Source organism: Streptomyces sp. NPDC032198, from assembly GCF_040636975.1.
Classification (GTDB): Bacteria; Actinomycetota; Actinomycetes; order Streptomycetales; family Streptomycetaceae; genus Streptomyces.
In genome coordinates this window covers 507,273-533,313 of record NZ_JBEZVL010000005.1, presented here as the reverse complement: position 1 = coordinate 533,313, position 26,041 = coordinate 507,273, and the positions used below count along the sequence as shown (strand labels likewise).

23 protein-coding genes and 1 tRNA gene are annotated in these 26,041 nt (G+C 70.7%); 15 read left to right on the top strand and 9 right to left on the bottom strand.

Annotation, left to right across the window (positions count from 1 at the left end; genetic code table 11):
- Window positions 1-69: 69 nt before the first annotated feature.
- On the top strand, window positions 70-444 hold the full coding sequence (locus AB0E78_RS16410) for a hypothetical protein (protein ID WP_361832650.1): 375 nt from the start codon (window positions 70-72) through the stop codon (window positions 442-444).
- 80 nt (window positions 445-524) lie between these two features.
- Here the strand turns inward: AB0E78_RS16410 and AB0E78_RS16405 are convergent, their stop codons facing one another.
- Window positions 525-1,358, bottom strand: coding sequence for a MurR/RpiR family transcriptional regulator (locus AB0E78_RS16405; protein WP_361832648.1), 834 nt, complete (start codon window positions 1,356-1,358; stop codon window positions 525-527).
- The gene (locus tag AB0E78_RS16400) at window positions 1,355-2,914 is read right to left on the bottom strand and encodes an aromatic amino acid ammonia-lyase (protein WP_361832646.1); all 1,560 of its coding nucleotides are present in this window, start codon (window positions 2,912-2,914) and stop codon (window positions 1,355-1,357) included. Before AB0E78_RS16400 ends, AB0E78_RS16405 begins: the two co-directional genes overlap by 4 nt.
- Before the next feature lie 151 nt (window positions 2,915-3,065).
- Here AB0E78_RS16400 and AB0E78_RS16395 point away from each other — a divergent pair, with 151 nt between their 5' ends.
- From AB0E78_RS16395 to AB0E78_RS16365, 7 genes are all read left to right on the top strand, one after another.
- Complete coding sequence (locus AB0E78_RS16395) at window positions 3,066-4,112, top strand: ABC transporter ATP-binding protein (RefSeq protein WP_361832644.1); 1,047 nt, start codon at window positions 3,066-3,068, stop codon at window positions 4,110-4,112.
- Entirely contained in the window at window positions 4,109-4,756 is a 648-nt protein-coding gene (locus AB0E78_RS16390; protein WP_361832642.1) for an ABC transporter permease, read from the top strand. Before AB0E78_RS16395 ends, AB0E78_RS16390 begins: the two co-directional genes overlap by 4 nt.
- Window position 4,757: 1 nt before the next feature.
- Entirely contained in the window at window positions 4,758-5,429 is a 672-nt protein-coding gene (locus AB0E78_RS16385; RefSeq protein ID WP_361832640.1) for an ABC transporter permease, read from the top strand.
- 20 nt (window positions 5,430-5,449) lie between these two features.
- Window positions 5,450-6,385 (top strand): ABC transporter substrate-binding protein, encoded by a 936-nt coding sequence (locus AB0E78_RS16380; protein WP_361832826.1) that lies wholly within the window; start codon window positions 5,450-5,452, stop codon window positions 6,383-6,385.
- A gap of 43 nt (window positions 6,386-6,428) precedes the next feature.
- Window positions 6,429-7,841 carry a cytosine permease gene (locus AB0E78_RS16375; RefSeq protein ID WP_361832638.1) on the top strand — a complete coding sequence of 471 codons (1,413 nt, stop codon included), beginning with the start codon at window positions 6,429-6,431 and terminating at the stop codon, window positions 7,839-7,841.
- A 56-nt stretch (window positions 7,842-7,897) separates the two neighbouring features.
- The gene (locus tag AB0E78_RS16370) at window positions 7,898-8,320 is read left to right on the top strand and encodes a hypothetical protein (protein ID WP_361832636.1); all 423 of its coding nucleotides are present in this window, start codon (window positions 7,898-7,900) and stop codon (window positions 8,318-8,320) included.
- Window positions 8,321-8,416: 96 nt separating this feature from the next.
- Window positions 8,417-9,202 (top strand): phosphodiesterase, encoded by a 786-nt coding sequence (locus AB0E78_RS16365; protein WP_361832634.1) that lies wholly within the window; start codon window positions 8,417-8,419, stop codon window positions 9,200-9,202.
- Window positions 9,203-9,508: 306 nt separating this feature from the next.
- Here AB0E78_RS16365 and AB0E78_RS16360 read toward each other — a convergent pair whose 3' ends face one another.
- Window positions 9,509-10,900, bottom strand: a complete 1,392-nt coding sequence (locus AB0E78_RS16360; protein ID WP_361832632.1) for a cystathionine beta-synthase — start codon at window positions 10,898-10,900, stop codon at window positions 9,509-9,511.
- Between the two features lie 149 nt (window positions 10,901-11,049).
- Between AB0E78_RS16360 and AB0E78_RS16355 the strand changes: the two genes are divergently transcribed.
- From AB0E78_RS16355 to AB0E78_RS16345, 3 genes are all read left to right on the top strand, one after another.
- Window positions 11,050-12,069 (top strand): SGNH/GDSL hydrolase family protein, encoded by a 1,020-nt coding sequence (locus AB0E78_RS16355; protein ID WP_361832630.1) that lies wholly within the window; start codon window positions 11,050-11,052, stop codon window positions 12,067-12,069.
- Between the two features lie 286 nt (window positions 12,070-12,355).
- Complete coding sequence (locus tag AB0E78_RS16350) at window positions 12,356-13,573, top strand: acetyl-CoA C-acetyltransferase (protein WP_361832628.1); 1,218 nt, start codon at window positions 12,356-12,358, stop codon at window positions 13,571-13,573.
- Window positions 13,574-13,828: 255 nt separating this feature from the next.
- Window positions 13,829-14,647: a hypothetical protein gene (locus AB0E78_RS16345; RefSeq protein ID WP_361832626.1), complete on the top strand. Its 819-nt coding sequence runs from the start codon at window positions 13,829-13,831 to the stop codon at window positions 14,645-14,647.
- A gap of 31 nt (window positions 14,648-14,678) precedes the next feature.
- Here AB0E78_RS16345 and AB0E78_RS16340 read toward each other — a convergent pair whose 3' ends face one another.
- Entirely contained in the window at window positions 14,679-14,990 is a 312-nt protein-coding gene (locus AB0E78_RS16340; RefSeq protein WP_361832624.1) for a hypothetical protein, read from the bottom strand.
- Between the two features lie 102 nt (window positions 14,991-15,092).
- On the opposite strand from AB0E78_RS16340, the gene AB0E78_RS16335 reads away from it, so the two are divergent.
- Window positions 15,093-15,323 carry a DUF4287 domain-containing protein gene (locus AB0E78_RS16335; RefSeq protein ID WP_361832622.1) on the top strand — a complete coding sequence of 77 codons (231 nt, stop codon included), beginning with the start codon at window positions 15,093-15,095 and terminating at the stop codon, window positions 15,321-15,323.
- 93 nt (window positions 15,324-15,416) lie between these two features.
- On the opposite strand, the gene AB0E78_RS16330 is transcribed toward AB0E78_RS16335, so the two are convergent.
- The 3 genes from AB0E78_RS16330 to AB0E78_RS16320 all read right to left on the bottom strand — a co-directional run bounded on the left by AB0E78_RS16330 (window position 15,417) and on the right by AB0E78_RS16320 (window position 19,027).
- Complete coding sequence (locus AB0E78_RS16330) at window positions 15,417-16,334, bottom strand: Bax inhibitor-1/YccA family protein (protein ID WP_361832621.1); 918 nt, start codon at window positions 16,332-16,334, stop codon at window positions 15,417-15,419.
- Window positions 16,335-16,400: 66 nt separating this feature from the next.
- Window positions 16,401-17,798, bottom strand: coding sequence for an aromatic acid/H+ symport family MFS transporter (locus AB0E78_RS16325; RefSeq protein ID WP_361832619.1), 1,398 nt, complete (start codon window positions 17,796-17,798; stop codon window positions 16,401-16,403).
- Window positions 17,799-17,851: 53 nt separating this feature from the next.
- Window positions 17,852-19,027, bottom strand: coding sequence for a 4-hydroxybenzoate 3-monooxygenase (locus tag AB0E78_RS16320; RefSeq protein WP_361832617.1), 1,176 nt, complete (start codon window positions 19,025-19,027; stop codon window positions 17,852-17,854).
- Window positions 19,028-19,157: 130 nt separating this feature from the next.
- Between AB0E78_RS16320 and AB0E78_RS16315 the strand changes: the two genes are divergently transcribed.
- Window positions 19,158-20,795 (top strand): IclR family transcriptional regulator C-terminal domain-containing protein, encoded by a 1,638-nt coding sequence (locus AB0E78_RS16315; protein WP_361832615.1) that lies wholly within the window; start codon window positions 19,158-19,160, stop codon window positions 20,793-20,795.
- Window positions 20,796-20,816: 21 nt separating this feature from the next.
- Here the strand turns inward: AB0E78_RS16315 and AB0E78_RS16310 are convergent.
- Window positions 20,817-20,899: transfer RNA gene (locus tag AB0E78_RS16310), tRNA-Leu, on the bottom strand.
- A 387-nt stretch (window positions 20,900-21,286) separates the two neighbouring features.
- On the opposite strand from AB0E78_RS16310, the gene AB0E78_RS16305 reads away from it, so the two are divergent.
- Both AB0E78_RS16305 and AB0E78_RS16300 read left to right on the top strand, forming a co-directional pair.
- A complete protein-coding gene (locus AB0E78_RS16305) occupies window positions 21,287-22,057 on the top strand; it encodes an ABC transporter ATP-binding protein (RefSeq protein WP_361832613.1) in 771 nt (256 codons plus the stop codon).
- 65 nt (window positions 22,058-22,122) lie between these two features.
- Window positions 22,123-24,645 (top strand): FtsX-like permease family protein, encoded by a 2,523-nt coding sequence (locus AB0E78_RS16300; RefSeq protein WP_361832611.1) that lies wholly within the window; start codon window positions 22,123-22,125, stop codon window positions 24,643-24,645.
- 69 nt (window positions 24,646-24,714) lie between these two features.
- Here the strand turns inward: AB0E78_RS16300 and AB0E78_RS16295 are convergent, their stop codons facing one another.
- Window positions 24,715-26,019, bottom strand: coding sequence for a cyclopropane-fatty-acyl-phospholipid synthase family protein (locus AB0E78_RS16295; protein WP_361832609.1), 1,305 nt, complete (start codon window positions 26,017-26,019; stop codon window positions 24,715-24,717).
- Between the last annotated feature and the right edge of the window lie 22 nt (window positions 26,020-26,041).

Genomic DNA, 26,041 nt, shown 5'->3' with positions numbered 1-26,041 from the left:
ACACCTTCAACACCCTCATCGTCCCCTTCACCGCGGACGCCCAGCAGACGGAAAGGAAGTGCGAAAGTCATGGCCAACGCAGAGACATCGCTCAAGGAAGTGACGACCTCGATCGAGGGAGTCATCGGCGCCGCCCTGGTCGACTACACCAGTGGCATGGCGCTGGGCACGATCGGCGGCGGAAAGGACCTGGACCTGAACGTCGCCGCGGCGGGCAACACCGACGTGGTGCGCGCCAAACTGCGCACGATGGAGCTCCTCGACCTCAAGGACGAGATCGAGGACATCCTGATCTCGCTCAGCAGCCAGTACCACCTGATCCGGCTGATCAAGGGACGCAACAACAGCGGGCTCTTCCTCTATGTGGCCCTCGACAAGGACCGGGCCAATCTGGCCATGGCCCGGCATCAGCTCAAACGCATCGAGGCGAACCTGGACGTCTGAGCCCCGGACAGGAACGCGGCGGGCCGGGCCTTCGGGCCCGGCCCGCCCTCGCGCGCTCACTCACTCACTCACCGACTCACTCACTCCACGAACAGCCCCCGCGCCGCCGCCCCCGCGTCGAACTCCTCCAACCGCGCCTGCGCATCGGGCAGTCCGTCGCACATGGCCTCGAGGAGGACGCGGCCGAGCAGCATCGGCGCGCACGCCGTGTCGAAGGCGAGGCCCGTGCCGACCGCCGCCGGAAGGAGCAGATCGGAGTGCGCGGCCACGGGGGCGAACGCCGAGTCGGCCACCGTCACCACGGAGAGTCCCGCTCCCCTCGCATGGGCGAGCGCGTCCACCACCTCCCGCGGATGCCTCGGCAGCGCGAAGCACAGGAGCGCCGAGGCGCCCGCCCGTACCGCCGCGTCGATCCGGTCGGCGAGCATCGTGCCGCCCTCGTCGAGGAGACGTACGTCGGGGTGGACCTTCGCCGCGAAGTACGAGAAGCCGTACGCCTGGGACGCGGCGGCCCGCAGGCCCAGGACGGGCAGCGGGCGGGACGAGGCGAGGAGCCGCCCGGCGCGCTCGACCGGCGCCGGGTCGGCGAGCACCTCCGCCAGGTGCCGGAGATTGGCGATCTCCGCCTCGACCGCCTGCTGGTACTCGTTCAGGGAGGCCTCGCCCGCCGCCTCCGCGGGTGCCAGCTCCCGCAGGTGCCTGCGCAGCGCCGGATATCCGTCGAAGCCGAGCGCCACCGCGAAACGGGTCACCGAGGGCTGGCTCACCCCGGCAAGGTCCGCGAGTTCGACGCTGGAGAGGAAGGGGACGTCCGCCGCCCGCCGCACCATGCAGTGCGCGATGCGCCGCTGCGTGGGCGTGAGCCGGTGGCCCTCGAAGAGCACTTGCAGCCGCGCCGCAGGACTGTCACTCATACCGTTCCCCTCACCGCACCGTGCCCCTCGAAGGCCGTTCCGCTCCCGGACCCGAGGCCGAGCCACAGCTCCGTGAACCGGTCGAGCAGCCCGGCCGCCACCGTCACATCATCCGTCAACGGCCGGTCGGCCAGCTCCGCGTCGAGCACCGCGTCCGCGAGCTCGAAGGCCCTGCCGACCGGCAGCTCCGGGTCGAGCCGCATGTCACGCTGCCTCAACGCCCGTACGGCGGCCACTAGTTCACAGCCGACGACCAGGCGGTACGCCTCGCAGGCCCGCAGCGTCTGACGTGCCGCGAGCGAGGCGAAGCTGGCCTGCTCCTCGACACCACGGGAGAGCACCGCGTGCCCGAGGGACGCCGGCGCGGAGAAGGCCCGCAGGTCACCGAGGGCCGCCCCGGCGGCGTACTCCAGGATCATCACGCCCGACGACGCCGGTTCACCGTCCGCGAGGAACGGGCGCAGGCGGGTGAAGCCCGGTTCGTTCAGGGTCGAGAGGCGTGACGTCGACAGGCGCGCCGCCTGCGTCACCGCGAGCCTGAAGTGGTCCAGGGACAGGGCGAGTTGGGCGAGGTAGAAGCCGCCGTGGTGGTAGGCCGCCATGTCGTCCGCCGAGATCAGCGGGTTCTCGGCCGCCGCGTTGATCTCCACCGTGAGGACGTCTTCGAGCGCGTCCGCCGCGTCGTGCGCGGGCCCGTGGATCTGCGGCACGCAGCGCAGTCCGTAGGGGTCCTGGATGCGGCCGAGCGGTGGCGTGGGGCGGTCGGGCGCGCCGAGGAGCAGCCGCATCCGTTCGGCGACCGCGTACGAGCCCGAGTGGCGCCGCGCCTCGTGCACGGGCAGCGCGTACGCCTCGTACGAACCGTCGACGGCCATCAGGGTCAGCGCCGCCACCACCTGCGTCGCCGCGATGAGCCCGCGCAGTTCGTGCAGGGCGAGCGCGGACTGGCCGAGGGTGAGGGCGTTGCTGCTGATCAGGGCGAGCGCGTCGTTGTTGTCGAGGGGCTGCGGCGCGGGGGCCGCGCCCTCGCCCTGCCAGGGGTGCTCGCCCGCCAGCGCGAGGCCCATCTGCGCGAGGGCGGCGATGTCGCCCGTGCCGACCGAGCCGAATTCGTTGACCTTCGGGTAGGCGCCCGTCTCCAGGGCCTCGCAGAGCGCCGTGACGACGGTGGGGCGAAGTCCCGCGCCGCCCGCGAGGAGCTGGTTGGCGCGGACCGCGAGCATGGCGCGGACCTGCCGCGCGGGCAGCTCCTCGCCGATCGCTCCGGCGTGGCTGCGCAGCAGGCGCAGACCGTGGTCGGAGGCCGCCTCGGTGGGCACGGACTCATTCCGGTTGGCGCCGACGCCGGTGGAGCGGCCATAGACGCGACCCCAGGACGCGATTTCCCGGGCGGCGTTCCAGGAGAGCTCCACACGCTTCATCCCGTCCGTGCCGGGAACGGGCTTTGCGGTGGATTCGGCCATACGTACGACATCTGCGACCATCAGTCCCCGGCCGTCCAGGACGACGACCGAGTCACTGGCGTCGGTCGCCCTGTCCGCGATACGAGACGACATCACTCGTAATTCCTCCTCAACCGGACGCTCAGTCTTGCCCTGCGACCACTCGTTACCAGTGATTTACGCCGGGGCGTGGACAAGCTATTGACAATCTATTCAGTCAACGAGAACTCTGCATGACGATATACAGCCGGGCAAGGGACTCCTCATGATCCAATTCGATACGGTCCACAAGCGCTTCCCGAACGGCACAACCGCGGTCCACGACCTCAGCCTTGAGATGCCGGAAGGGGGCGTGACCGTCCTCGTCGGATCTTCCGGTTGCGGCAAGACGACCACGCTCCGCATGATCAACCGCATGGTCGATCCGACCTCCGGGACGATCAGGGTGGGCGGCAAGGACGTCCTGGAGCAGGACGCCGCCGAGCTGCGCCGCTCCATCGGTTACGTGATCCAGCAGTCCGGGCTCTTCCCGCACCGCACCGTTCTGGACAACATCGCGACCGTGCCGCTGCTGCTCGGCTGGGGCCGCAGGAAGGCGCGGGCGCGGGCGGCGGAGCTCCTGGAGACGGTCGGTCTCGCCGCCGACGCCGGGAAGCGCTACCCGCACCAGCTCTCGGGCGGCCAGCAGCAGCGCGTGGGCGTGGCCCGCGCGCTGGCCGCCGACCCGCCGGTGCTCCTGATGGACGAGCCGTTCGGTGCGGTCGACCCCGTGGTGCGCACCCAGCTCCAGGACGAACTCCTGCGCCTCCAGCGGGAGTTGAACAAGACCATCGTCTTCGTCACGCACGACATCGACGAGGCCGTACGGCTCGGCGACCGCATAGCCGTCTTCCGCACCGGCGGCCACCTCGTCCAGTGCGCGAACCCCGCCGAGCTCCTGGCCCGCCCGGCGGACGACTTCGTCGCGGACTTCCTGGGCGCGGAGCGCGGCCTGAAGCTGCTCTCCCTGACGACGCTCGCGGAGGTCCCGCAGGCCCCGGCCCCGGAGGGCGGCGCCTGGACGCTGCGCCTCGACCCGGCGGGCGCCCCGGTGGCCTGGCGGCACAAGGACGCGACAGCCGCCGACGTCCCCGTACGCCCCCTGCGGGACACGGACTCGCTCCTGTCCGCCCTCAACGAGTCGATAGCCGCCCCCAGCGGCCTGGTCGCCCGGGTCGACGCGGAAGGCATCCTCACGGGTGTCACGTCGCGGGACGACATCCACGACCACGCGGGTCACGTCCACACCGAGGCAAGCACGGTGGACGTATGACCGTCGACTGGTCGTGGATAGCCGACCACACCGACGATCTCACCACCCTCACCCTCTCCCACCTGCAGGCCGCCCTCACCGCCGTACTCCTGGGCCTGCTCATCTCGCTCCCGCTGGCCGTCGTCGCCCACCGCGTGCGCGCCCTGCGCGGACTGCTCCTGGGCCTGTCGAACGTCCTGTTCACCATCCCCTCCATCGCCGTCTTCGTGCTGCTCCTGCCGGTCAGCGGGCTCACCCGCACCACCACCGTCATCGGCCTGACGATCTACACGCTCGTCGTGCTCCTGCGGAACACCGTCGAGGGTCTGGACTCCGTTCCCGCCAAGACGAAGGAAGCCGCGAAGGCCATGGGCACCCGGCCGATGCGCACCCTGCTCACCGTCGAACTCCCCCTCGCCCTCCCGGTGATCATGGCGGGCGTACGGATCGCGACGGTCATGGCGATCTCCCTCGTCTCCGTGGCGACCTACATCGGCGACGGCGGTCTGGGACAGCTCTTCACGGACGGCTTCCAGCGCAACTTCCCCACCCCCGTCATCGTCGGCGTCGTCCTGACCCTGCTCCTCGCACTCGTCGCGGACGCGCTGCTGGTCACCCTCCAGTACGTCCTGACTCCCTGGACCCGCCGCAAGAGGAGCGCGTGACATGTACGAACTCTTCAAGGACCTCGGCGCCTGGCTGGTGAGCGGCGAGCAGTGGGCCGGGTCCGACGGCATCGGCCACCGCCTCGCCGAGCACCTCCAGTACTCGCTGCTCGCCACCCTGATCGCCGCCGCGATCGCACTCCCCGTCGGGCTGCTCATCGGGCACACCGGGCGCGGCGCCTTCCTCGCCATCAACCTCTCCAGCTTCGGGCGCGCGCTGCCCACGGTCGGCCTCGTCGTGCTGGTCTTCCTGGCCAGCGGCCTGTCCATGTGGCCGGTCTACATCGCCCTCGTGGCGCTCGCCGTCCCCTCGATCGTCACCAACACGTACGCGGGCATGACCGCCGTCGACCCCGAGGTGCGGGACGCCGCGCGCGGCCAGGGCATGCGCTGGCACCAGGTCCTCTTCCAGGTCGAACTGCCCCTCGCGCTGCCGCTGATCATGACCGGGCTCCGGCTGGCGCTGATCCAGGTCGTCGCGACGGCCACCATCGCCGCGTACGTCTCCTTCGGCGGGCTCGGCCGGTACGTCTTCGACGGGCTCGCCCAGCGCGACCTCGTACAGGTGCTCGGCGGTGCCGTGCTCGTCGCGGTCGTCGCCGTCGTCCTCGATCTCGCGCTCTCCGGACTGCAGCGCGCCCTCTTCCGCCACCGCCCCGCCAAGTCGGCCTAGGAGCAACCCAGATGGCCCCCATGAACCGCAGGACCCTGATCGGCGGACTCTTCGCCGCCGCGTCCGTCCCCGCACTCGCCGCCTGCAGTGGCGGCATCACCTCCCTCAACGGCGACGGCTCCGGCGGCGGAGGCGGTGGCTCCAGCAAGGACGGCGTCACCATCGGCACCGCCAACTTCACCGAGAACCAGGTGCTCGGCTATCTCTACGCCGCCGCGCTGGAGGCGGAGGGCGTCAAGACCTCCGTCCGCCCCAACCTCGGCACCCGCGAGATCCTCATCCCCGCGCTCAAGGGCGGCGACATCGATCTCCTGCCCGAGTACCAGGGCGCGCTCCTGCACTACCTCGACGCCAAGGCGAAGGCCACCGAGGAGGGCGAGATGCAGAACGCCCTCGCCATGGTCCTGCCGCGCGGCCTGCAGATCCTCCCCTACGGCAAGGCCGAGGACTCCGACGCCTTCGTCGTCACCCGGGAGACCGCCGCCACGTACGGCCTCAAGTCCCTCGCGGACCTGGCCAAGCACAACGGCAAGCTCGTCATCGGCGCCGCGCCCGAGGTCAAGAAGCGCACGGTGGGCTCGGTGGGCCTCAAGGACGTGTACGGCGTGGAGTTCAAGGAGTTCAAGTCCCTCGACTCCTCCGGGCCGCTGGTGAAGGGCGCCCTGAAGAAGGGCGACGTCGACGTGGCGAACCTCTTCACCACCGACACGGACATCGTCGCGGAGAAGTGGGTCGTGCTCACCGACCCCAAGAACCTGATCCCCGGCCAGCACGTCGTCCCGCTCATCGCCGACCGCAAGGCCGACTCGACGGTCCGCAAGGCACTCGGCCGCCTCGGCAACGCGCTGACCACCAAGGACCTCACCGAGCTCAACCGCCTGGTGGACAAGGACAAGAAGGACCCCGAGGACGTCGCGAACGACTGGGCGGCGAAGCACGGGATCAGCAAGAAGTAGCTCATCCGCAAGAAGCCGGCAGGCAGCAGGGAGTTCACGGATCATGGCAGCTGAAGACCTCGTGGAGCGGCGCTCCATCGACGTCGTCCCCGACGACGAACGGCACGGCACGGCGTTCAGCCAGTTCACCCTCTGGCTCGGCGCCAACCTTCAGATCACCGCGGTCGTCACCGGCGCACTCGCCGTCGTCTTCGGCGGCGACGTGGTGTGGTCGGTGACCGGCCTGCTGCTCGGCAATCTGCTCGGCGGCGCCGTGATGGCCCTGCACTCCGCGCAGGGACCGAAGCTGGGGCTGCCCCAGATGATCCAGTCGCGCGCCCAGTTCGGGGTGCGCGGCGCGGTCGTACCGCTCCTGCTCGTCATCCTCATGTACGTCGGCTTCTTCGCGAGCGGCAGCGTCCTCGCCGGACAGGCCACGGCCGAACTCACGCACACGAACGACACCACCGGCATCATCGTCTTCGCGGTGGTCACCGCGGTGGTGGCGGCGATCGGCTACCGCGTGATCCACGTCCTGGGCCGGGTGGCGAGCGTGATCTGCGCGCTGGCCTTCATCTACCTGGGCATCCGCCTCCTGGACCGCGTGGACCTCTCGGCGCTCCTGAACGACGCGCACTTCGACCTGCCGATGTTCCTGCTCGCCATCTCCCTCTCCGCGTCCTGGCAGCTCGCCTTCGGCCCTTACGTCGCGGACTACTCGCGCTATCTGCCGCGTATGACGTCGGGGCGCGCCACCTTCTGGTGGACCCTGTCGGGATCGGCGCTCGGCTCGCAGTGGTCGATGACGTTCGGTGTGCTCGTGGCGGCGACCGCGGGCGACGCGTTCCTCGCCAACCAGGTCGGATACGTGGTGGGCCTGGGCGGCACGGGCCTGATCGCGTCGGTCCTGTACTTCGTGATCGCGCTCGGCAAGCTCACCATCAACGTGCTCAACACCTACGGCGGCTTCATGTCGATGGTGACCAGCATCAGCGGATTCCGCGGCCAGAAGACGCTCTCGCCGCGCGGCAGGACGGCGTACATCGCCCTGATCATGGTCGCGGGCACCGTGGTGGCGCTGCTCGGCAAGGACAGCTTCCTGACGTCCTTCAAGGACTTCCTGCTGTTCCTGCTGACGTTCTTCACGCCGTGGTCGGCGATCAACCTCGTCGACTACTACCTGATCTCCAAGGAGCGCTACGACATCCCGGCGCTCTCGGACCCCGACGGCCGGTACGGAGCCTGGCGCTGGGACGCACTGACGGTCTACGGAGTGGGGATCCTGGCCCAGCTCCCCTTCCTCGCCACGCACTTCTACACCGGCCCGCTGGTGGAGCCGCTCGGCGGCGCGGACATCTCCTGGATCGTGGGCCTGGTCGTCCCTGCCGTCCTGTACTGGCTGCTGGCCCGCCGCGACACGTCGCACATCCCGACGGCGGAGCCCGGGCACGCCGGGGCCGGGGCCGGCGCCCGCTGAGAAAGGGGGGTTAGCCCCACTGTCAGGCCCCCGGCCGCTGCGTACCGTACAAGCTTATGGAAGCCCGTGACGCCGAACTCAAGAAGGAACTCGACGCCACTCTGCACGCCCGCAGAGAGCTAGGCGAAGAGTATGAGTCCGCGCTGGTCGACTCGTTCCTCGGGAAGGTCGAGCAGCGCCTGGACGGCACCATCGACCGGCGGCTGCGCCGGCACATGGCCGAGCAGCAGATGGTCGTGGCCCGCGGGTCCCGCGCGCCGAACAATCCCGTGGATTCCTGGGGCGAGCGGTTCGGGTTCGGCGTCGTCTCGCTGATCCTGGCGATCCCGCTCTCGGCGATCGGTGTGGTCAACGCGGACCTGCCCGGCCTGTTCGTCACGTGGGGCGGCATCGTGGGCGTGAACGCGGTGCACTCCATGCGGGGCCTGAGCTTCGGGCGCGGCAAGGACCACGGGCGCAAGTCGGAGTGGGACGACTGAGGGCCAGGGCCAGGGCCCGGCCCCGGCCGGGTGAGCGGATTCCGCTCTGAGCGGGACCGGTGGCGCGGCCCCCGCCCGGCGGCGGACCGTTCCCCCATGACCACCTCTGTCGCGCACCTCAGTGACCCGCACCTCACCACCGGCGCCCTGGCCGCCGAGCCCGCGGCGGGCCTGCGCCGCGCGCTCGCCCGCGTCCTGGCCCTGGAGCCCCGGCCCACCTGCGTCGTGATCACCGGCGACCTGACGGAACACGGCCGCCCCGCCGAGTACGAGCAGCTGCGCGAGCTCATCGCGGGCTTCCCGCTGCCCCTGCACGTGACGACCGGCAACCACGACGACCCGGCGGCCCTGGTCAAGGCGTTCGGCGGCGAGCCGCAGCTCGGCGGCGGACACACCACGCACTACGCCGTCGAGTACGCCGACCTGACGCTGATCGCCCTGGACACGAACGTGCCCGGCGCCCCACACGGCCACCTGGGCGAGGCCCAACTCGCCTGGCTCGACGAGACGCTGGCGGGCCGCCCGGAGATCCCCGCCCTGGTCTGCCTGCACCACCCGCCGGCGGACATCGGCATCCCGTACCTGGACGGCATGCGCCTCACGGACGCCGACGCCCTGGCGGAGGTCCTGGCCCGGCACCCGCACGTGGCCCGGGTCCTCGCGGGCCACGTCCACCGGCCGACCACGGGCGCGTACGCGAACACGACCCTGTCGACCGCCCCGTCGACGTACCTCCAGAGTTCCCTCGCCCTGAGCCCGGACCGCCCCATGGGCTACACCCCCGAGCCGACGGCCTTCCAGCTCCACCTGCGCACGGCCACGGGCTGGGTCACGCACACGGCCCAGGTGAGCCATGCGGCGGCACAGATCCAGGGGTACTGAGAGGGGCGAGCGGGGGCGTCACGCCCTGCGGCCGGGCAGGAAGTTCATGCGGTCCGTGCGCGGGGACCGCCGCACCCCCGGTTCACCAGGGGGCGGGACGACGGCGGTCCCCGCGAGGGACGACGGCCGGGTCAGGACCGGGCCGCGTCCAGGCGTTCAGAGGTCCGGGAGCCGCTCCGGAATTCCTGTACGCCGACAACCACCAATGTGCCGGAGCCGTGTTAAGCGAGTGCTGCGCGAACGTGTCGCGCTCGTACCACTTCCGCGAAGTTCGCCCCACGGGCCACGGCTCCGGCACACCCGGGACTACTGCCCCTGCTGCTCCGCCAGGAAGGCCAGCAGGTCCTGACGGCTCACCACACCGGTCGGCTTGCCCTCGACCAGGACGATCGCCGCGTCGGCGCGGCCGAGCACGGCCATCAGGTCGGCGACGGGCTCACCGGAGCCGACCTGCGGCAGCGGGTCCGACATGTGCTTCTCCAGCGGGTCGCCGAGCGAGGCGCGCTGGGCGAACAGGGCGTCCAGGAGCTCGCGTTCGACGACGGAGCCGATGACCTCGGCGGCCATCACGTCCGGGTGGCCCGCGCCCGGCTTGACGATGGGCATCTGCGAGACGCCGTACTCACGCAGTACGTCGATGGCCTCGCCGACCGTCTCCTCGGGGTGCATGTGAACGAGCGAGGGCAGTCGGCCGCCCACCTTGCGGCTCAGTACGTCGCCGACGCGAGGCTGGTCACCGGCCTGCTCCAGGAATCCGTAGTCGTTCATCCACTCGTCGCTGAAGATCTTGCTCATGTAGCCGCGCCCGGAGTCGGGCAGGAGCACGACCACGACGTCGTCCGGGCCGAGCCGCTCGGCGACGCGCAGCGCGGCGACCACGGCCATGCCGCAGGAGCCGCCGACGAGGAGCCCCTCCTCCTTGGCAAGGCGCCGCGTCATCTGGAAGGAGTCCTTGTCGGACACCGCGATGATCTCGTCGGTCACGTTCCTGTCGTACGCGGTCGGCCAGAAGTCCTCACCGACGCCCTCGACGAGGTAGGGCCGCCCGGAGCCGCCGGAGTACACGGACCCCTCGGGGTCGGCACCGACGACGGTGACCTTGCCCTCGGAGATCTCCTTCAGGTACCCGCCCGTCCCGGAGATGGTGCCGCCGGTGCCGATGCCCGCGACGAAATGGGTGATCTTTCCTTCCGTCTGCTCCCACAGCTCGGGGCCGGTGGAGTGGTAGTGCGAAAGGGGGTTGTTCGGGTTGCTGTACTGGTCGGGCTTCCAGGCACCGGGCGTCTCGCGCACCAGGCGGTCGGAGACGTTGTAGTACGAGTCCGGGTGCTCGGGGTCGACGGCCGTGGGGCAGACGACCACGTCGGCGCCGTACGCCCGCAGCACATTGATCTTGTCGAGGGACACCTTGTCGGGGCAGACGAAGATGCACTTGTAGCCCTTCTGCTGGGCCACGATGGCGAGGCCGACCCCGGTGTTGCCGGAGGTGGGCTCGACGATGGTGCCGCCGGGCTTGAGCTCCCCGCTCTGCTCGGCCGCCTCGATCATGCGCAGCGCGATGCGGTCCTTCACGGATCCGCCGGGGTTGAAGTACTCGACCTTGGCCAGGACGGTCGCCTGAATGCCCGTGGTCACGTTGTTGAGCTTCACCAGCGGGGTGTTGCCGACGAGGCTGATCATCGAGTCGTGGAATTGCACCGTTGTCTCCGGGCTGCGATGTAGTGCGACGAATGGGTGCCGTCAGCGTAAGGCTCCCGTTCAGTCGTTCACCTCCGCTTGCGATTGGCCGACCGTCCTTACGGGGCAATGAGTTGATGTAGGGCGGTACGAGGAGGTGGCTGCAGGGCATGTCGAGGGCGAGGGTGGCGCGGCGGATCGCCGCGGGCGCGGCTTACGGCGGCGGAGGTATCGGGCTGCTCGGGGCGGCGACCGTGGGCGTGGTGCTCGCCGAGGTACAGCTGGCGAAGCGGTCCGTCGGGAACAGCGGGGAGCATCCGGCTCCACCGCGGGCGGACGGACGCTACGGATGGGGATTCGCGGACCGGCCGGACGGCGCCGAGCCGCTGCGGTTCGCGATGCTCGGCGACTCGACCGCCGCGGGTCAGGGGGTCTACCGGGCCAGGCAGACGCCCGCCGCGCTGCTCGCCGCGGGGCTCTCCGCGGTGGCCGAGCGGCCGGTGGAGCTGCGGAACGTGGCGCTGCCGGGCGCCCAGTCGGACGACCTGGACCGCCAGGTGACGCTGCTCCTGTCCGATCCCGCGTCCTGGGTGCCGGACGTCTGCGTGGTGATGATCGGTGCGAACGACGTGACGCACCGGATGCCGGCGACGCGGTCCGTGCGGCTGCTCGCGTCGGCGGTGCGGCGGCTGCGGACGGCCGGGGCGGAGGTGGTGGTCGGTACGTGCCCCGACCTGGGAACGGTCGAGAACGTGTACCAGCCCCTGCGCTGGATGGCCCGCCGGGTGTCACGCCAGCTGGCTGCCGCGCAGACGATCGGGGTGGTCGAGCAGGGCGGGCGGACGGTGTCGCTCGGGGACCTGCTGGGCCCCGAGTTCCTGGCGAACCCCCGGGAGCTGTTCGGTCCGGACAACTACCACCCCTCCGCGGAGGGGTACGCGACCGCGGCGATGGCGGTGCTGCCGACGCTGTGCGCCGCGCTGGGCCTGTGGCCGGAGGAGGAGCGCCCCGACGTCTCCCGCCGGGAGGGCTTCCTGCCGGTGGCACGGGCTGCCGCGCAGGCCGCCTCGGAGGGTGGCACGGAGGTGGCAGCCGCGATGCCCACCGGGCCCCGGGGCCCCTGGGCCCTCATCAAACGCCGCCGGCGCCGCCGCATCCACGCCCCGGACGCGTCGCCCTTGCCGCAGTGACGCTGCCCTTGGCGGGGCGGGGCCGGTGTGTCACCACGCCGGTCCCGTCGTCACGCCGGTGCGACGCCACGCCGGTGCGCCGGTGCGGGTCGTCGCCCACTGGCCCGGCGCTTCGCGCCGGTTGTCTCCCACCCACCCGTTTGCCCGACAGCACCACCGCTGAGCAAGTCCTGAGCAAGCGCTTAGACAAATGCGGTCCGCATCACAGTCCCCGGGCGATGACCCGGGGCATTACGTGCAGGTAACTTCCCAGGGAGTCCTGCCCCCTCGTCACTGGAGTGCCGTGATGCCCGAAGCCGTGATCGTCTCTGCCGCCCGCACCCCGATCGGCCGCGCCTTCAAGGGCTCGCTGAAGGATCTGCGGCCGGACGACCTGACCGCCACGATCATCCAGGCCGCCCTCGCCAAGGTCCCGGAGCTCGACCCGAAGCTCATCGACGACCTGATGCTCGGCTGTGGTCTGCCGGGTGGCGAGCAGGGGCACAACCTCGGCCGCATCGTCGCCGTACAGATGGGCATGGACCACCTGCCGGGCTGCACCATCACCCGGTACTGCTCCTCGTCCCTTCAGACGAGCCGCATGGCCCTGCACGCCATCAAGGCGGGCGAGGGCGACGTCTTCATCTCCGCCGGCGTCGAGATGGTGTCGCGCAGCAAGAACGGGACCAGCGACCACCCCGACACCCACAACCCCCTCTTCGCCGACGCCGAGGCCCGCACCGCGGCCGTCGCCCAGAGCGAGGGCTCCACCTGGCACGACCCCCGCGAGGACGGCCTGGTCCCGGACGCGTACATCGCGATGGGGCAGACCGCCGAGAACCTGGCCCGCGCCAAGGGCGTCACCCGCCGGGACATGGACGAGTTCGGCGTCCGCTCGCAGAACCTCGCCGAGGAAGCCATCAAGAACGGCTTCTGGGAGCGCGAGATCACCCCGGTGACGACCCCCGACGGCACCGTCGTCAGCAAGGACGACGGCCCCCGCGCCGGCGTCACCCTCGAAGGCGTCGAGGGCCTCAAGCCCGTCTTCCGCCCCGACGGCCTGGTCACCGCGGGCAACTGCTGCCCGCTCAACGACGGCGCCGCCGCCCTCGTGATCATGAGCGACACCAAGGCCCGCGAGCTCGGCCTGACCCCGCTCGCCCGCATCGTCTCCACCGGCGTCACCGGCCTCTCCCCCGAGATCATGGGCCTCGGCCCGGTCGAGGCGTCGAAGCAGGCCCTGTCCCGCGCCGGTCTCACCGTCGACGACATCGACCTCTTCGAGATCAACGAGGCCTTCGCCGCCCAGGTGATCCCCTCGTACCGCGACCTGAACATCCCGCTGGACAAGCTGAACGTCAACGGCGGCGCCATCGCCGTCGGCCACCCCTTCGGCATGACCGGCGCCCGCATCACCGGCACCCTCATCAACAGCCTCCAGTTCCACGACAAGCAGTTCGGTCTGGAGACCATGTGCGTCGGCGGCGGCCAGGGCATGGCCATGGTCATCGAGCGCCTCAGCTGATCCGCGCGAGGCCCTCCGGGCCCCTCCGGACCCATGCGGAACCCCTGCCTCTCCATTGATTCGTGACTCAATCTCCCCCAGGATGTGACCTATCTCCTGGGGGAGATGCATATGCCCAGATCAGAGCACATCTGTGGATAAACACCGGGCCGAAAGACCTGTCCAATTCGTGACGTAATGCACTGACAGGTGGATCGTGCAGGCTTCAAGCTGATGTAGGAAGTCGGGGGTCGACTTGAAACCGGGAGTACGTCAGTGAGCGCCTTGCCTATTGCCTTGCTGCTCTCCACGGCCGCTGCCACGGCCGTGGGTGCCGCCGCCCTGCACGCCGTGCACGGGCTTCGGAAGCAGATCACGACGCTGCGCACCGAGCTGGCCCAGAGCCACTCGGCGACCGCACACGTCACCGTGCCCGCAGCCCGCACGACACCGGACACCGACGAGATACGCACGGCTGTCGCCGAGGCACTCGCCGAGGAACGGGAGCGCGAGCTGGCCGAGGCGCGGGCCTTCTGGGCCGCCCAGGAAGCCCGTGACGCCTCGGACGCGCCCTCCCTGCTGAGCGGCCTGCCGGGCCTCTCCGACATGGCCGACGAGCTGTTCCTGCCCCGCCAGGCGGACTTCTCGGGGCTGGAGGCGGACAGCCTGGAGCCGGTCATCGAGCCGTACGCCGATCCGGCCGACGGTTTCGCGAGCGACTCCCCGGAGCTGGCCGCGGCCCGCCGCCGCCACCCCTCGCACCCGGACTTCGTGCCGGTGCAGTCCCCCGTCAACGGCGACCACGAGCGCACCGTCGCCTGTCTTGAGGAACTGGCCGACGCCCGCACGGCGCTCGCCGACGTCCGCCCCGGCCCGCTCGGCACGCTCGACGTGTACGTCTTCGCGGACGGCACGACGCTCTGCATGACCCCGGGCCACCGCGAGACAGCGGAGCTGCTCGCCGACGCTCTGCGCGACGGCCACGCCCCGGTCCTGCTCGGCGGCTCCGGAGTCTCCGGCGCCTACGCGCTGACCTTCGAGTGCGGCACCGAGAACGTCTACATCCTGGCGGACCGCGTCATCGCCTCGGTCTGACCGGAGCGACCCCGGCACGCGCCGGGGTCGGTCACACCCCGGCGCGCTTCTGCGCCTTCTCCACGAGCGTCAGCGCCTCCGCGAGCTGCCCCCCGTCCGTGAGGACAAGGGCCAGATCCCGCCCCGCGACCGTGATCTGGTCGGCCGCCGCGAACATCCCGGCGTCCGGCATCTCCCGCGGCTCCTCGTCCGGCACCTCGATCCGCTGCGCCCACGCCGCCAGTTCCCTGGCCAGAGCGAGCGCCTCGGTCGCCGCCCCCCGCTGCAGGCGGCTCTGCGGGGCGGCCCGCAACCGGTCGGCGAATTGGTCCACTGCGGCCGTCAAAGGCGTCGTATCAAGCACCCGGCGACCTTATGCGCCCGGGCGGGACTGTTGCCAACGTCCCCACGCTCAGGCACGGTGTCGTGAAGGACGGAACACATCGCGACGCGTCCGGAGGCGCCGATGTCCCAAGTCTTCTCCGAGGAGACCCACCGCAATCTGATCGCCCGCATCCCCCACTGCACCGGTCGTGAGATCTCCGACTGGATCCGCGCCGTGGACGAAGGCCCATCTCTCTTCCGCTTCGAGGAGAAGGTCAGCTGGCTCCGCGCGGAGCACAACCTGGCCTATGGGCACGCCAAAGCAATCATCCACGAGTACGACTTGCGGCGGGCCGCACGCAAGCTGCTCTGACCCCCTCTGTCCCCCTCACAGACCACTCACACACAACAGCGGAGGGCCCCGCGGAACATACGTTCCGCGGGGCCCTCCGTTGCGTCACACGCGTCAGTCGTTGCCCTGCAGGATGGCGATCAGACGCAGGAACTCCATGTAGATCCAGACGAGCGTCATCGTCAGACCGAACGCCGCGAGCCAGGACTCTTCCTTCGGCGCCCCGTACGCGATGCCGTCCTCGACCTGCTTGAAGTCCAGGGCCAGGAAGCACGCGCCGAGCAGGATGCCGACGATGCCGAAGACGATGCCGAGGCCGCCGCTGCGGAAGCCGAGGCCGTCACCGCCGCCGAAGACCATGAACAGCAGGTTCACCGCGGTCAGCAGCAGGAAGCCCATCGCCGCGGCCATCACGAAGCCGTAGAAGCGACGGTTGACGCGGATCCAGCCCGCCTTGTAGGCGATGAGGACACCGGCGAAGACCGCCATGGTGCCGATCACGGCCTGCATGGCCGCGCCGCTCGCGATGCGGTTGTCCACGACGCTGGAGACGACGCCGAGGAAGACACCCTCCAGGGCGGCGTACGTCAGGATCAGCGGCGGCGATGCCTTGCGCTTGAAGGCCTGCACCAGGCCGAGCACCATCGCGATGAGGCCCGCGCCGATCGCGATGCCGTACGACTTGCTGATGTTGGCGTCGTCCACCGGCAGCAGCGCCCAGGCGAGCGCGGCCGTGACCACGAGCGTGCCGAGCGTGGTGGCCGTACGCAGGACGACGTCGTCCATCGTCATGCGGCCGGCGGTGGTGACGGGCGCCTGGGGGGCGCCGTGCTGCAGGTCCTGCTGGGCGTACGGGTTCGTCGCGTACGGGTTGGCCGGGGCCTGCTGGCCCGCGGTGCCCGCGTACGGGTTGCCCTGCTGGGTCTGTGTCCCGCCCGCGGGTCCCCCGGCCTGCGGCTGCGTGCCGAAGCCCGCGTAGCCGTTGTCGCGGCTGAACCCCCGTCGCGAGAAGACCGGGTTGCTGCTCCTCATTTCACTCCTCCATGGCCACTGGGCGTGGCTTTGGGTCAAGAGTAATGCGTAGGCAAAACAAAGACCCTAGTGCTTGGGGAGGATCTTTCCCTCCTTGTGACCAAGAACGACGGGCCCGGTGCTCTCTGTTCCCGGTGCGGTCGGGGATACACCCTCGTCGGCCGGGGTGCGGCTGCTGCGCCGGACGAGTGGCACCAGCGAGATCGCGACGGCTCCGAGCACCGCGGCCACGGCGAAGGTGGTGAATCCGAGGGACGCGTTGCCGCCGGCGACGACGGCACCTCCCAGCCAGGGCCCGACGACCGCGCCGGTGCGCCCGACGCCGGTGATCCAGCCGAGCCCGGTGGCGCGCTGGGCGGGCGTGTAGACGGAAGGGGCGGAGGCGTAGACCATCACCTGCGCCGAGAAGAGCCAGATGCCGGTCATGAAGACGATCACGTACGCGACGCCGAGCGGCAGCTCCGCCCTGAGCAGGAAGGTTCCGCAGGCGGTGAGCAGGAACCAGATCGCGGAGATCCGCACCGCGCCGAACTTGTCGGCGGCCCGGCCCGCGAGGAGCATGCCGACGATGCCGCCCGCGTTGATCACCATCAGGAAGGTGACGGAGGAGGACAGGGAGTAGCCGGAGGCCCGCATCAGCTCGGGGAGCCAGGTGGAGACGCCGTAGACGAGCAGCAGTCCGGCGAAGGAGGCGAGCCAGAGGAGCGGGGTCGCGAGCCGCTGTCCGGGGGTGAAGAGCGAGGCCACGGCGGCGAAGCGGCCCTTGGCGCCCGCCTCGGGGGCTTCGGCGAGCGTCGGGGAGGGCAGCAGGTACCGGGCGGCGACGGCCTCGGCCTCGCTCGTGCGGCCCTTGGCGAGCAGCACGCCGGGCGACTCGGGCAGCCACTTCAGTACGAGGGGGACGGCGACGACCGCGGGGATCACGCCCGCCCAGAAGACGACGCGCCAGCCGTGGTCGGGTCCGAGCCAGAGTCCGAGGCCCGTGGCCGCCATGCCGCCCGCGTGGTACGAGGTCATCATCAGGCCGGTGGCGAGCGCGGCCCTGCGCGGCGGCGCGAACTCGGCGACGATCGCGAGGCTGATCGGCATCAGACCGCCGAGGCCGAGCCCGGCGATGAACCGCCCGCCGCCGAAGACCGCGGCGGTCGGCGCGAGCGCGCAGACCGCGGAACCCAGGGAGAACAGCGCGACGCTGCCCGTCACCATCGGCTTGCGGCCGATCCAGTCGGTGAGCGTGCCGCAGCCGAGGGCGCCGATGAGCATGCCGAAGGTGGTCCAGGAGCCGATGGTGCCCGCCGTCGACGGGGTGAAGCCGAAGCCCTTGTCGTCGATGAGGTGCGGCATCACGGCGCCGTAGATGTTGACGTCCATGCCGTCGAAGAAGACGACGAGCCAGCACAGGGCTATGACGGGGGCGACGGATCTGAAGGTCCGCTGGGGCGCGGCGCCTTGGGGAGCGGTCACGGGGCTCTCACTTCTTTGTGGAGTGGGGACTACCGGGGGACGGGGGTGCGGGCTCAGTCGAGGGGGAAGCCCGTGTAGCTCTCCGCGAGGTCGGCCTCGGCCGAGCGCGCGGTGGTGATCCGGTCCAGCTGAGCGAGCTGGATGCGGTCGTCGAAGGGGGTGGCTCCGGGGGCGCGGTGCAGCATCGTGGTCATGGCGTACGAGAAGCGCTCGGCCTGCCAGACGCGGCGCAGGCAGGTCGCGGAGTACACCTCCAGGCGGGCGTCGGAACCGGTGTCGCGGAGTTCGACGAGGGCGCGGGCGAAGGTGACGACGTCGCCGACGGCGAGGTTGAGGCCCTTGGCGCCGGTGGGCGGGACGATGTGGGCGGCGTCCCCGGCGAGGAACACGCGTCCGTGCCGCATCGGCTCGTGGACCTGGCTGCGCATGGGGGTGACGGACTTGGCCGTGATGGGTCCGCGTTTCAGCGTCCAGGCGTCGTCGGTCTCCAGGCGGCGGTCGAGCTCGTCCCAGATCTCCTCGTCGCCCCAGTCGGCCGCGTCGGTGTCCGCCGGGACCTGGAGGTAGGCGCGGGTGACGGTCGGCGACCTCATGGACAGGAGGGCGAAGCCGCGGTCGTGGCGGGCGTAGACCAGCTCGTCGTGCGAGGGCGGCACGTCGGCGAGGATGCCGAGCCAGCCGAAGGGGTACGTCCGCTCGAAGACCCGGGAGACGTCGGCGGGCACGGCCTTGCGGGCCACGCCCCAGGAGCCGTCGCAGCCCACCACGTAGTCACACTCCAGGACGTCCTCACGGCCCTGGTGGCGGAAGCGGACGCGCGGCTGCTCGGTCCCGGCGCCCTCGACGGCGAGTGCCTCTGCCTCGAAGAGCAGCGGGCCCCCGGCGGCGAGCTGGAGGGCTATGAGGTCCTTGCAGACCTCGGTCTGGGCGTAGACCATCACGGACCGGCCGCCGGTCCGGGCGGGGAAGTCGACGCGGTGCCTGCGGCGGTCGAAGCGCAGCTCGATGCCGTCGTGCGGGATGCCCTCGCGGTCCATGCGGGCGGCGGCTCCGGCCTCGCGCAGGACGTCGACGGTGCCCTGTTCCAGGATTCCGGCGCGCTGGCGCTGCTCCACGTAGGCGCGGTCCCGGGTCTCCAGGACGACGGAGTCGATGCCGGCGTTGTGCAACAGGCGGGCCAGGAGCAGGCCCGCCGGTCCGGCTCCGATGATTCCGACGGTGGTGCGCATCGGCCGACCCCTCCACTTGTTCGCCTGGTGAACTTTCGTTCATAATGTGCTGACGGGAGTCTCCGACCGGACCCAGCGGCTGTCAACGGTTGCGGGGCGGCCGGTTTCCCACCGTGCGAGGAGCGGCGCCATGCCAGAAGAGTCCGTACGCCCCCTGGAGCGCGGCCTCGCGGTGCTGCGCGCCCTCGCCGTCGCCGAACAGGTCAGGGCGGGCGACCTGGTGCGCGCCACCGGCCTCGCCCGCTCCACGGTGGACCGGGTCGTGGCGACCCTGGGCCGCCTCGGCTACGTGCGCGAGCAGGGCCAGGAACTCCACCTGACGCCCCGCCTGATGGAGCTCGGCAACGCCTACCTCGCGGCGAGCGGGCTGAGCGGTGAGGTCGCCGCGCGCACCGCACGGCTCGCGGACGATCTTGACGAGTCGGTGTCCCTCGCGGTGCCGGACGGCAACGGCGTCCGCTTCGTCACGCAGGCGGCGCGGCGCCGCGCGATGTCGGTGGCCTTCCGCATCGGCGATCTGCTGCCCGCCGAACGGTGCGCGCCGGGCGCGCTGTTCGCCGCCGAGTGGGACGAGGCGGCGTGGGCGGCGTGGCGGGCACGCACGGCCGCCGACCCCGAGGGGTCCGCCTTCCCCGCGCTGCCGCCAGGACCCGCGTCCCCGCCGCCGGACCTCGCGGACCGCGTGGAGCGCTCGCGCGTGACGGGCTGGGCGCTCGACGACCAGCTGATCGAGCCGGGCCTGATCGCCACGGCGGTCCCGGTGCGCGACGCGGCGGGCCGCGTCCGGTACGCCCTGTCCGCGGTGAGCCACACCAGCAGGCACACGGCGCAGGGCCTGGCGGAACTCGTGCTGCCGCGCCTGCGGGAGGAGGCCGCCCACCTGGAGTCCTTGCCGCCCGCCACATCGCCGTACGGGGCCAGCGAGTTGACGCTCGGTCAGCCGGTGCACACGGTTGACGCGAAGGCCGAACTGGGCCCGGATTTCCTCCAGTCGCTCGCCCGCGGCCTCGCCGTCCTGCGCGCCCTGGGCCGGGCCCACGGCGACGGCCTCCCGCTCACCGCGATCGCCGCCGCCACCGGCCTGCCACGGGCCACCGCGCGCCGCTGCCTGCACACCCTGGAACTGGAGGGGTACGCGGCACACGACGGGCGCCTCTACCGCCCGCTCCCCCGCATCCTGGAGCTCGGCTTCGCGCGCCTGTCCCGCCTCGGCTTCGCCGACATCGCCGAGCCGCATCTGCGCCAACTGACGGGCCGCGTGCACCAGTCGGCGTCGGTGACGGTGCTCGACGGCACGGACATCCTGTACGTGGCGCGGGCGGCCACGGTGCGCGTCATGAGCGTCCACATCACGCTCGGCACGCGCTTCCCCGCCTACCCCACCGCCATGGGCCGGGTCCTGCTTTCCGGGCTCCCGGAGGCGGACCGCGCGCGCCTCGTGAAGGCCGCCCCGCCCCGCTCCCTCACCCGGCGCACCGTCACCGACCCGGCGGAACTGCACCGCGTCCTGGAGCGGGCGGCCGCCGACGGCTACGCCACCGCGGACGAGGAACTGGAGGAGGGCCTGCGGTCGGTCGCCGTACCGGTCAAGGACGCGGCGGGGCGGGTGGTCGCCGCCCTGAACGTGGCCCAGCACGCGGGCACCGCCCCGCTGGACGAGACCATCGGGGTGCTGCTTCCCGCGCTGCGCGAGACGGCGGCGGCGATCGAGGCGGACCTGCATACCGCGGCGCGCTTCAACGGCGCGCTGATGCCGTGGCGCACATGACCGCTGACGCCTTGGCGGAGGTGCCCGGAGCCGGACTTGAACCGGCACGCCCGCTAGGGGCAGCGAGGTTTAAGCTCGCCGTGTCTGCATTCCACCATCCGGGCAGGCCGTGGGCTCCGCATCAAGTGATTCGACCCTATCGGGGAGCGTCCCCCGAACAGCGGAACAACAGCCCGATGTTGTCTTATTTTATTGACGTCTGAGGGTGCATCAGCCACCGGTACAGCCCATCGGTACATGCCGGAGGCCTTTCCACGGGTGTGGGGGCTCCGGGACGGAATGACGGAATTTAGCCGCCTCCGTGGCGTCCGCGGGTCACTGGCGGGTGGTACCCGCCTCAGGGGCGGAGGTCATCCCCAGGTATGACACGGGCGCTCGGGGTCCGACTGGAGAGGGCCCCCGGAACCAGAACAACGGCTGACTACACGGCCCGGTTCCGCAAGGACGATGGAGTACGTCCCCACTCGTCGTCCCGACAGGAGCACCGCCCCGTGACCACCACCCCCTTCGCCGCCCGCACCACCGCGGTGGCCGCACGCGCCACGGACCTCTCCAAGGTGTACGGACAGGGCGAGACCCAGGTGGTCGCCCTGGACCATGTCTCCGTCGACTTCCGGCAGGGCGAGTTCACCGCGATCATGGGCCCCTCGGGCTCCGGCAAGTCGACCCTGATGCACTGCGTCGCGGGCCTCGACAGCTTCAGCGGCGGCTCCGTACGGATCGGCGAGACCGAGCTGTCCACCCTCAAGGACAAGCAGCTCACCAAGCTCCGCCGGGACAAGATCGGCTTCATCTTCCAGGCCTTCAACCTCCTGCCGACGCTGACGGCCCTGGAGAACATCACGCTTCCGATGGACATCGCGGGCCGCAAGCCCGACAAGCAGTGGCTGGAGCAGGTCATCTCCATGGTCGGCCTGGCCGGGCGGCTCAGCCACCGGCCCACCGAGCTCTCCGGCGGCCAGCAGCAGCGCGTCGCCGTGGCCCGCGCGCTCGCCTCGCGGCCCGACATCATCTTCGGCGACGAGCCGACCGGAAACCTGGACTCGCGCTCGGGCGCCGAGGTCCTCGGCTTCCTGCGCAACTCCGTGCGCGAACTGGGCCAGACCGTCGTCATGGTCACCCACGACCCGGTGGCCGCGGCGTACGCGGACCGCGTGATCTTCCTCGCCGACGGGCGGATCGTCGACGAGATGCTCTCGCCGACCGCCGACGGTGTCCTCGACCGGATGAAGGACTTCGACGCGAAGGGCCGGACCAGCTAGCCGACACCGCGCCCTCGCGCCCCTCCGCTACTCGTCCGCCTTCTCCCCCACCAGGACAGACACCCATGTTCCGTACCGCCCTGCGCAACGTGCTCGCGCACAAGGCCAGGCTGTTGATGACCGTGCTCGCCGTCATGCTCGGCGTCGCCTTCGTCTCCGGCACCCTCGTCTTCACCGACACCTTCGGCAACGCCTACAAGAACAAGTCAGCGAAGAGCTTCGACCACGTCTCCGTCGCCATCCAGGGCGACGGCTCCTCCTACGGCGGCGACGACAGCGGTGAGGCCAAGAAGCCGCCGCGCCTGACCGACGCCTTCCTCAAGAAGACGCAGGGCCTGCCCGGCGCCGACTCGGCGATCGGGACCGTCTCCGGGTTCACCGCGCTCGCCGACAAGGACGGCAAGCTGGTCGGCGGCGAGTGGGGCACCACCGGCGCCAACTACTTCCCCGGCAAGGACGGCAAGGACCCCCGCTACGATTTCACCGACGGCGCGGCCCCCAAGTCCGCCGGCGACCTCGCGCTGGACTCCAGGACCGCCGAGCGCACCGGCTACAAGGTCGGCGACTCGGTCCGCTACTCCACCGACGGACCGGTGAAGAAGGCGAGGATCAGCGGCGTCTTCGACACCGAGGACGGCAGTGTCCTCGCGGGCGGCAGCCTGGTGGTGTTCGACAACGACACCGCGCTCAAGGTCCTCGCCAAGACCCAGTACGACGAGATCGACGTGAAGGCCGCCGCCGGCACCTCCGAGGCCGCGCTGAAGAGCACGGTCGAGAAGATCCTGCCGAAGGAGACGGACGCCGTCACCGGCGGCCAGCTCTCGGACGACCAGGACGAGATGATCGAGCAGGACACCAAGTCGATGAGCCAGGTCCTGCTGATCTTCGCGGGCATCGCGCTCTTCGTCGGCATCTTCATCATCGCCAACACCTTCACCATGCTGGTCGCCCAGCGCACCAAGGAGCTCGCGCTCATGCGCGCCGTCGGCGCCTCGCGCCGTCAGGTGACGCGCTCCGTGCTCATCGAGGCGTTCATCGTGGGCCTGGTGGCCGCCGTGACCGGCTTCGCGCTCGGCATCGGCGTGGCCCTCGGCCTGGAGTCCCTGATGAACTCCGCGGGCGCCTCGCTGCCCGACGGACCGATCATCATCGCCCCGACCACGATCGTCGTCGCCCTGATCATCGGCGTGGTCGTCACCATGCTGGCCGCCTGGCTGCCGGGCCGCCGCGCTGCGAAGATCCCGCCGGTCGCCGCGATGAACAGCGTCCACGCGACGCCGACCATGCGCGGTCTCGTCGTCCGCAACATCATCGGCTCGATCATCGTCGCCATCGGCGTAGTCATGCTCCTCATGGACGACAACTACGTGATGGCCGCCGGCGCCGCCACGATCCTCATCGGCGTCATCGTCCTCACCCCGCTCCTGTCGCGCCCGTTCATCGCCGCGTCGGCCCCGCTCCTGAAGCCGTTCGGCGTGCCGGGCAAGCTGTCCCGGCTCAACGCGGTGCGCAACCCGCGCCGCACGGCCTCCACCGCCGCGGCCCTGATGATCGGCTTGACCCTCATCACGGCGATGACGGTGGTCGCGACCTCCATGAGCACGGCCATCAACAAGATGGCCGCGGATTCCATGAAGGCCGACTACACCGTCTCCATGGCGAACTACCAGCCGCTGACCCCCGAGGTCCGCGAGAAGCTGGACAAGCTCCCGGACGTCGAGGCGAGCAGCCCGCTGCGCGAGGGCTGGGGCGATGTCGAGGGCTCGTACGCCTCGGTCCACGGCGTCGACGCGCAGGACTTCGGCAAGCTGGTGAGCCTGGACTTCACCAGCGGGTCCCTCGCGGGTCTGAGCGGGAACTCCACGCTCCTGGACAAGGAGACCGCGGACAAGAAGAGCCTGAAGGCGGGCGACACCGTCCCGGTGAAGTTCGACGACGACAAGACGGTCAAGCTGAAGATCGCGGGTGTCTACGAGCAGAACGAGTTCCTCAAGGGCCTGTACACGCCGCTCGCCGTGGTCGACGCGCACCTGTCCAAGATCACCGACCAGCAGGTCCTGGTGAAGATGAAGGGCGGCGTCTCCGACCGCTCGGAGGATGCCATCGTCAAGGCCCTTGGCGACAACCCCGCCATCAAGATCCAGGACAAGGACGGGCTCAGCAACGAGATCGGTGGCGCGATCAACCTGATGCTGAACATGCTCTACGGCCTCCTGGCGATGGCCATCCTGATCGCGGTGCTCGGCGTCATCAACACCCTGGCCATGTCGGTCTTCGAGCGGAAGCACGAGATCGGCATGCTGCGGGCCATCGGCCTCGACCGCGCGAAGGTCAAGCAGATGGTGCGCCTGGAGGCGGTCATCATCTCCCTGTTCGGCGCGGTGCTCGGCATCGGTCTCGGCATCTTCATGGGCTGGGCCGCGGGCAACAGCATCGTCGGCTCGCTGAAGACGTACACGATGGAGATCCCGGTCGGCCGTATCGCGATCTTCCTCGCGATCGCGGCCCTGGTCGGTGTCCTCGCCGCGGTGTGGCCGGCCCGCAGCGCGGCGCGGCTGAACCCGCTGATGGCGATCAAGAGCGAGTAGCGCCTGGCGGCAGGCGACAGGAGTGGGGCCCCGGACGAACCTCCGTCCGGGGCCCCACTCGTCTGCGTCCTACTGCCAGGCGCGGGCCCGCAGCGGCATCCCGGAGGTGCCGATCTCCGGGGTCTTCACCGCGAGGACCTGGTTGACGCCGATGTGGTTGCGCTCGAAGGCGAGCGCGGAGGCCGCCATGTAGAGGCGCCAGATGCGGGCGCGGCCCGGCGAGGTGAGCCGCTGGCCCTCCTTCCAGTGGGCCTCCAGGTTGGCGACCCAGCTGCGCAGGGTGAGGGCGTAGTGCTCGCGGATGGCCTCCACGTCGCGCACCTCGAACCCGGCGCGCTCCAGCTGTCCGACGGTGGATCCTATGGGGGCGAGCTCGCCGCCGGGGAAGACGTAGGCGTCGATGAAGTCGTCGACCTCGTACGTCGACTCGTCGGTCTGCGGGCGGCGCGCGATCTGGTGGTTGAGGAGCCGGCCGCCGGGCTTGAGGAGTGCGTGCAGGTCGCGTGCGTACTCCAAGTACTGCTCGGCGCCGACGTGTTCGGCCATACCGATCGAGGAGATCGCGTCGTACGGCCCGTCGCGCACGTCGCGGTAGTCCTGGACCCGGATCTCGACCCGGTCGGTCAGGCCCTCCTCCGCGATGCGCTTCCTGGCGTACGCGGCCTGCTCCTGGGAGAGCGTGACGCCGACGACGGAGACGCCGTGCTCGCGGGCCGCGTGGATCGCCATGGAGCCCCAGCCGCAGCCCACGTCCAGGAGCCGCATGCCGGGCTTCAGGGCGAGCTTGCGGGAGATGAGTTCGAGCTTGTCGCGCTGGGCGTTCTCCAGGGTCGAGGCTTCCCCTTCATGGGCCCCCCAGTAGGCGCACGAGTAGACCATCGAGGGGCCGAGCACCAGCTCGTAGAAGTCGTTGCCCACGTCGTAGTGGTGGCTGATGGCCTGGCGGTCGCTGCCCTTGGTGTGCAAGTGCAGACGGCCACGGCCGCGCATCTCCTCCGGCGGCGGGGCGGGCGGCAGGAAGGGCGCGGCGAGGCCGATCAGGGTGCGGGCCGCGGCGCGGAACCCCGGGTCGCGCAGGGACTCCCGCAGGCTCTTGGCGTCCTCGTCGCGCTCCCAGATGAACCCGGCGAGCCGGTCGAGCGCGGCATACAGATCGCCCTCGACGTCCAGGTCACCGGCCACCCAGGCGCGGGCGAGGCCCAGCTCGCCCGGCTTCCACATCAGGCGGCGCAGGGCGCGGCGGTTGCGTACGACGAGGGTGGGGGCACCCGGCGGGCCTGCTTCCGAACCGTCCCAGGCACGAATACGCACGGGGAGCGGGGCTCCCAGCAGTTGTTCGGCAAGGCTCTTCAGCCGCAGTGCGGCGTCTGGCATGGTGCACACCTCCGTGATGGCG

Coding starts and splice junctions, on each gene's coding strand:
- AB0E78_RS16410 (WP_361832650.1), top strand. CDS start 70: ATGGCCAACGCAGAGACATCGCTCAAGGAAGTGACGACCTCGATCGAG.
- AB0E78_RS16405 (WP_361832648.1), bottom strand. CDS start 1,358: ATGAGTGACAGTCCTGCGGCGCGGCTGCAAGTGCTCTTCGAGGGCCAC.
- AB0E78_RS16400 (WP_361832646.1), bottom strand. CDS start 2,914: ATGTCGTCTCGTATCGCGGACAGGGCGACCGACGCCAGTGACTCGGTC.
- AB0E78_RS16395 (WP_361832644.1), top strand. CDS start 3,066: ATGATCCAATTCGATACGGTCCACAAGCGCTTCCCGAACGGCACAACC.
- AB0E78_RS16390 (WP_361832642.1), top strand. CDS start 4,109: ATGACCGTCGACTGGTCGTGGATAGCCGACCACACCGACGATCTCACC.
- AB0E78_RS16385 (WP_361832640.1), top strand. CDS start 4,758: ATGTACGAACTCTTCAAGGACCTCGGCGCCTGGCTGGTGAGCGGCGAG.
- AB0E78_RS16380 (WP_361832826.1), top strand. CDS start 5,450: ATGAACCGCAGGACCCTGATCGGCGGACTCTTCGCCGCCGCGTCCGTC.
- AB0E78_RS16375 (WP_361832638.1), top strand. CDS start 6,429: ATGGCAGCTGAAGACCTCGTGGAGCGGCGCTCCATCGACGTCGTCCCC.
- AB0E78_RS16370 (WP_361832636.1), top strand. CDS start 7,898: ATGGAAGCCCGTGACGCCGAACTCAAGAAGGAACTCGACGCCACTCTG.
- AB0E78_RS16365 (WP_361832634.1), top strand. CDS start 8,417: ATGACCACCTCTGTCGCGCACCTCAGTGACCCGCACCTCACCACCGGC.
- AB0E78_RS16355 (WP_361832630.1), top strand. CDS start 11,050: ATGTCGAGGGCGAGGGTGGCGCGGCGGATCGCCGCGGGCGCGGCTTAC.
- AB0E78_RS16350 (WP_361832628.1), top strand. CDS start 12,356: ATGCCCGAAGCCGTGATCGTCTCTGCCGCCCGCACCCCGATCGGCCGC.
- AB0E78_RS16335 (WP_361832622.1), top strand. CDS start 15,093: ATGTCCCAAGTCTTCTCCGAGGAGACCCACCGCAATCTGATCGCCCGC.
- AB0E78_RS16330 (WP_361832621.1), bottom strand. CDS start 16,334: ATGAGGAGCAGCAACCCGGTCTTCTCGCGACGGGGGTTCAGCCGCGAC.
- AB0E78_RS16320 (WP_361832617.1), bottom strand. CDS start 19,027: ATGCGCACCACCGTCGGAATCATCGGAGCCGGACCGGCGGGCCTGCTC.
- AB0E78_RS16315 (WP_361832615.1), top strand. CDS start 19,158: ATGCCAGAAGAGTCCGTACGCCCCCTGGAGCGCGGCCTCGCGGTGCTG.
- AB0E78_RS16300 (WP_361832611.1), top strand. CDS start 22,123: ATGTTCCGTACCGCCCTGCGCAACGTGCTCGCGCACAAGGCCAGGCTG.
- AB0E78_RS16295 (WP_361832609.1), bottom strand. CDS start 26,019: ATGCCAGACGCCGCACTGCGGCTGAAGAGCCTTGCCGAACAACTGCTG.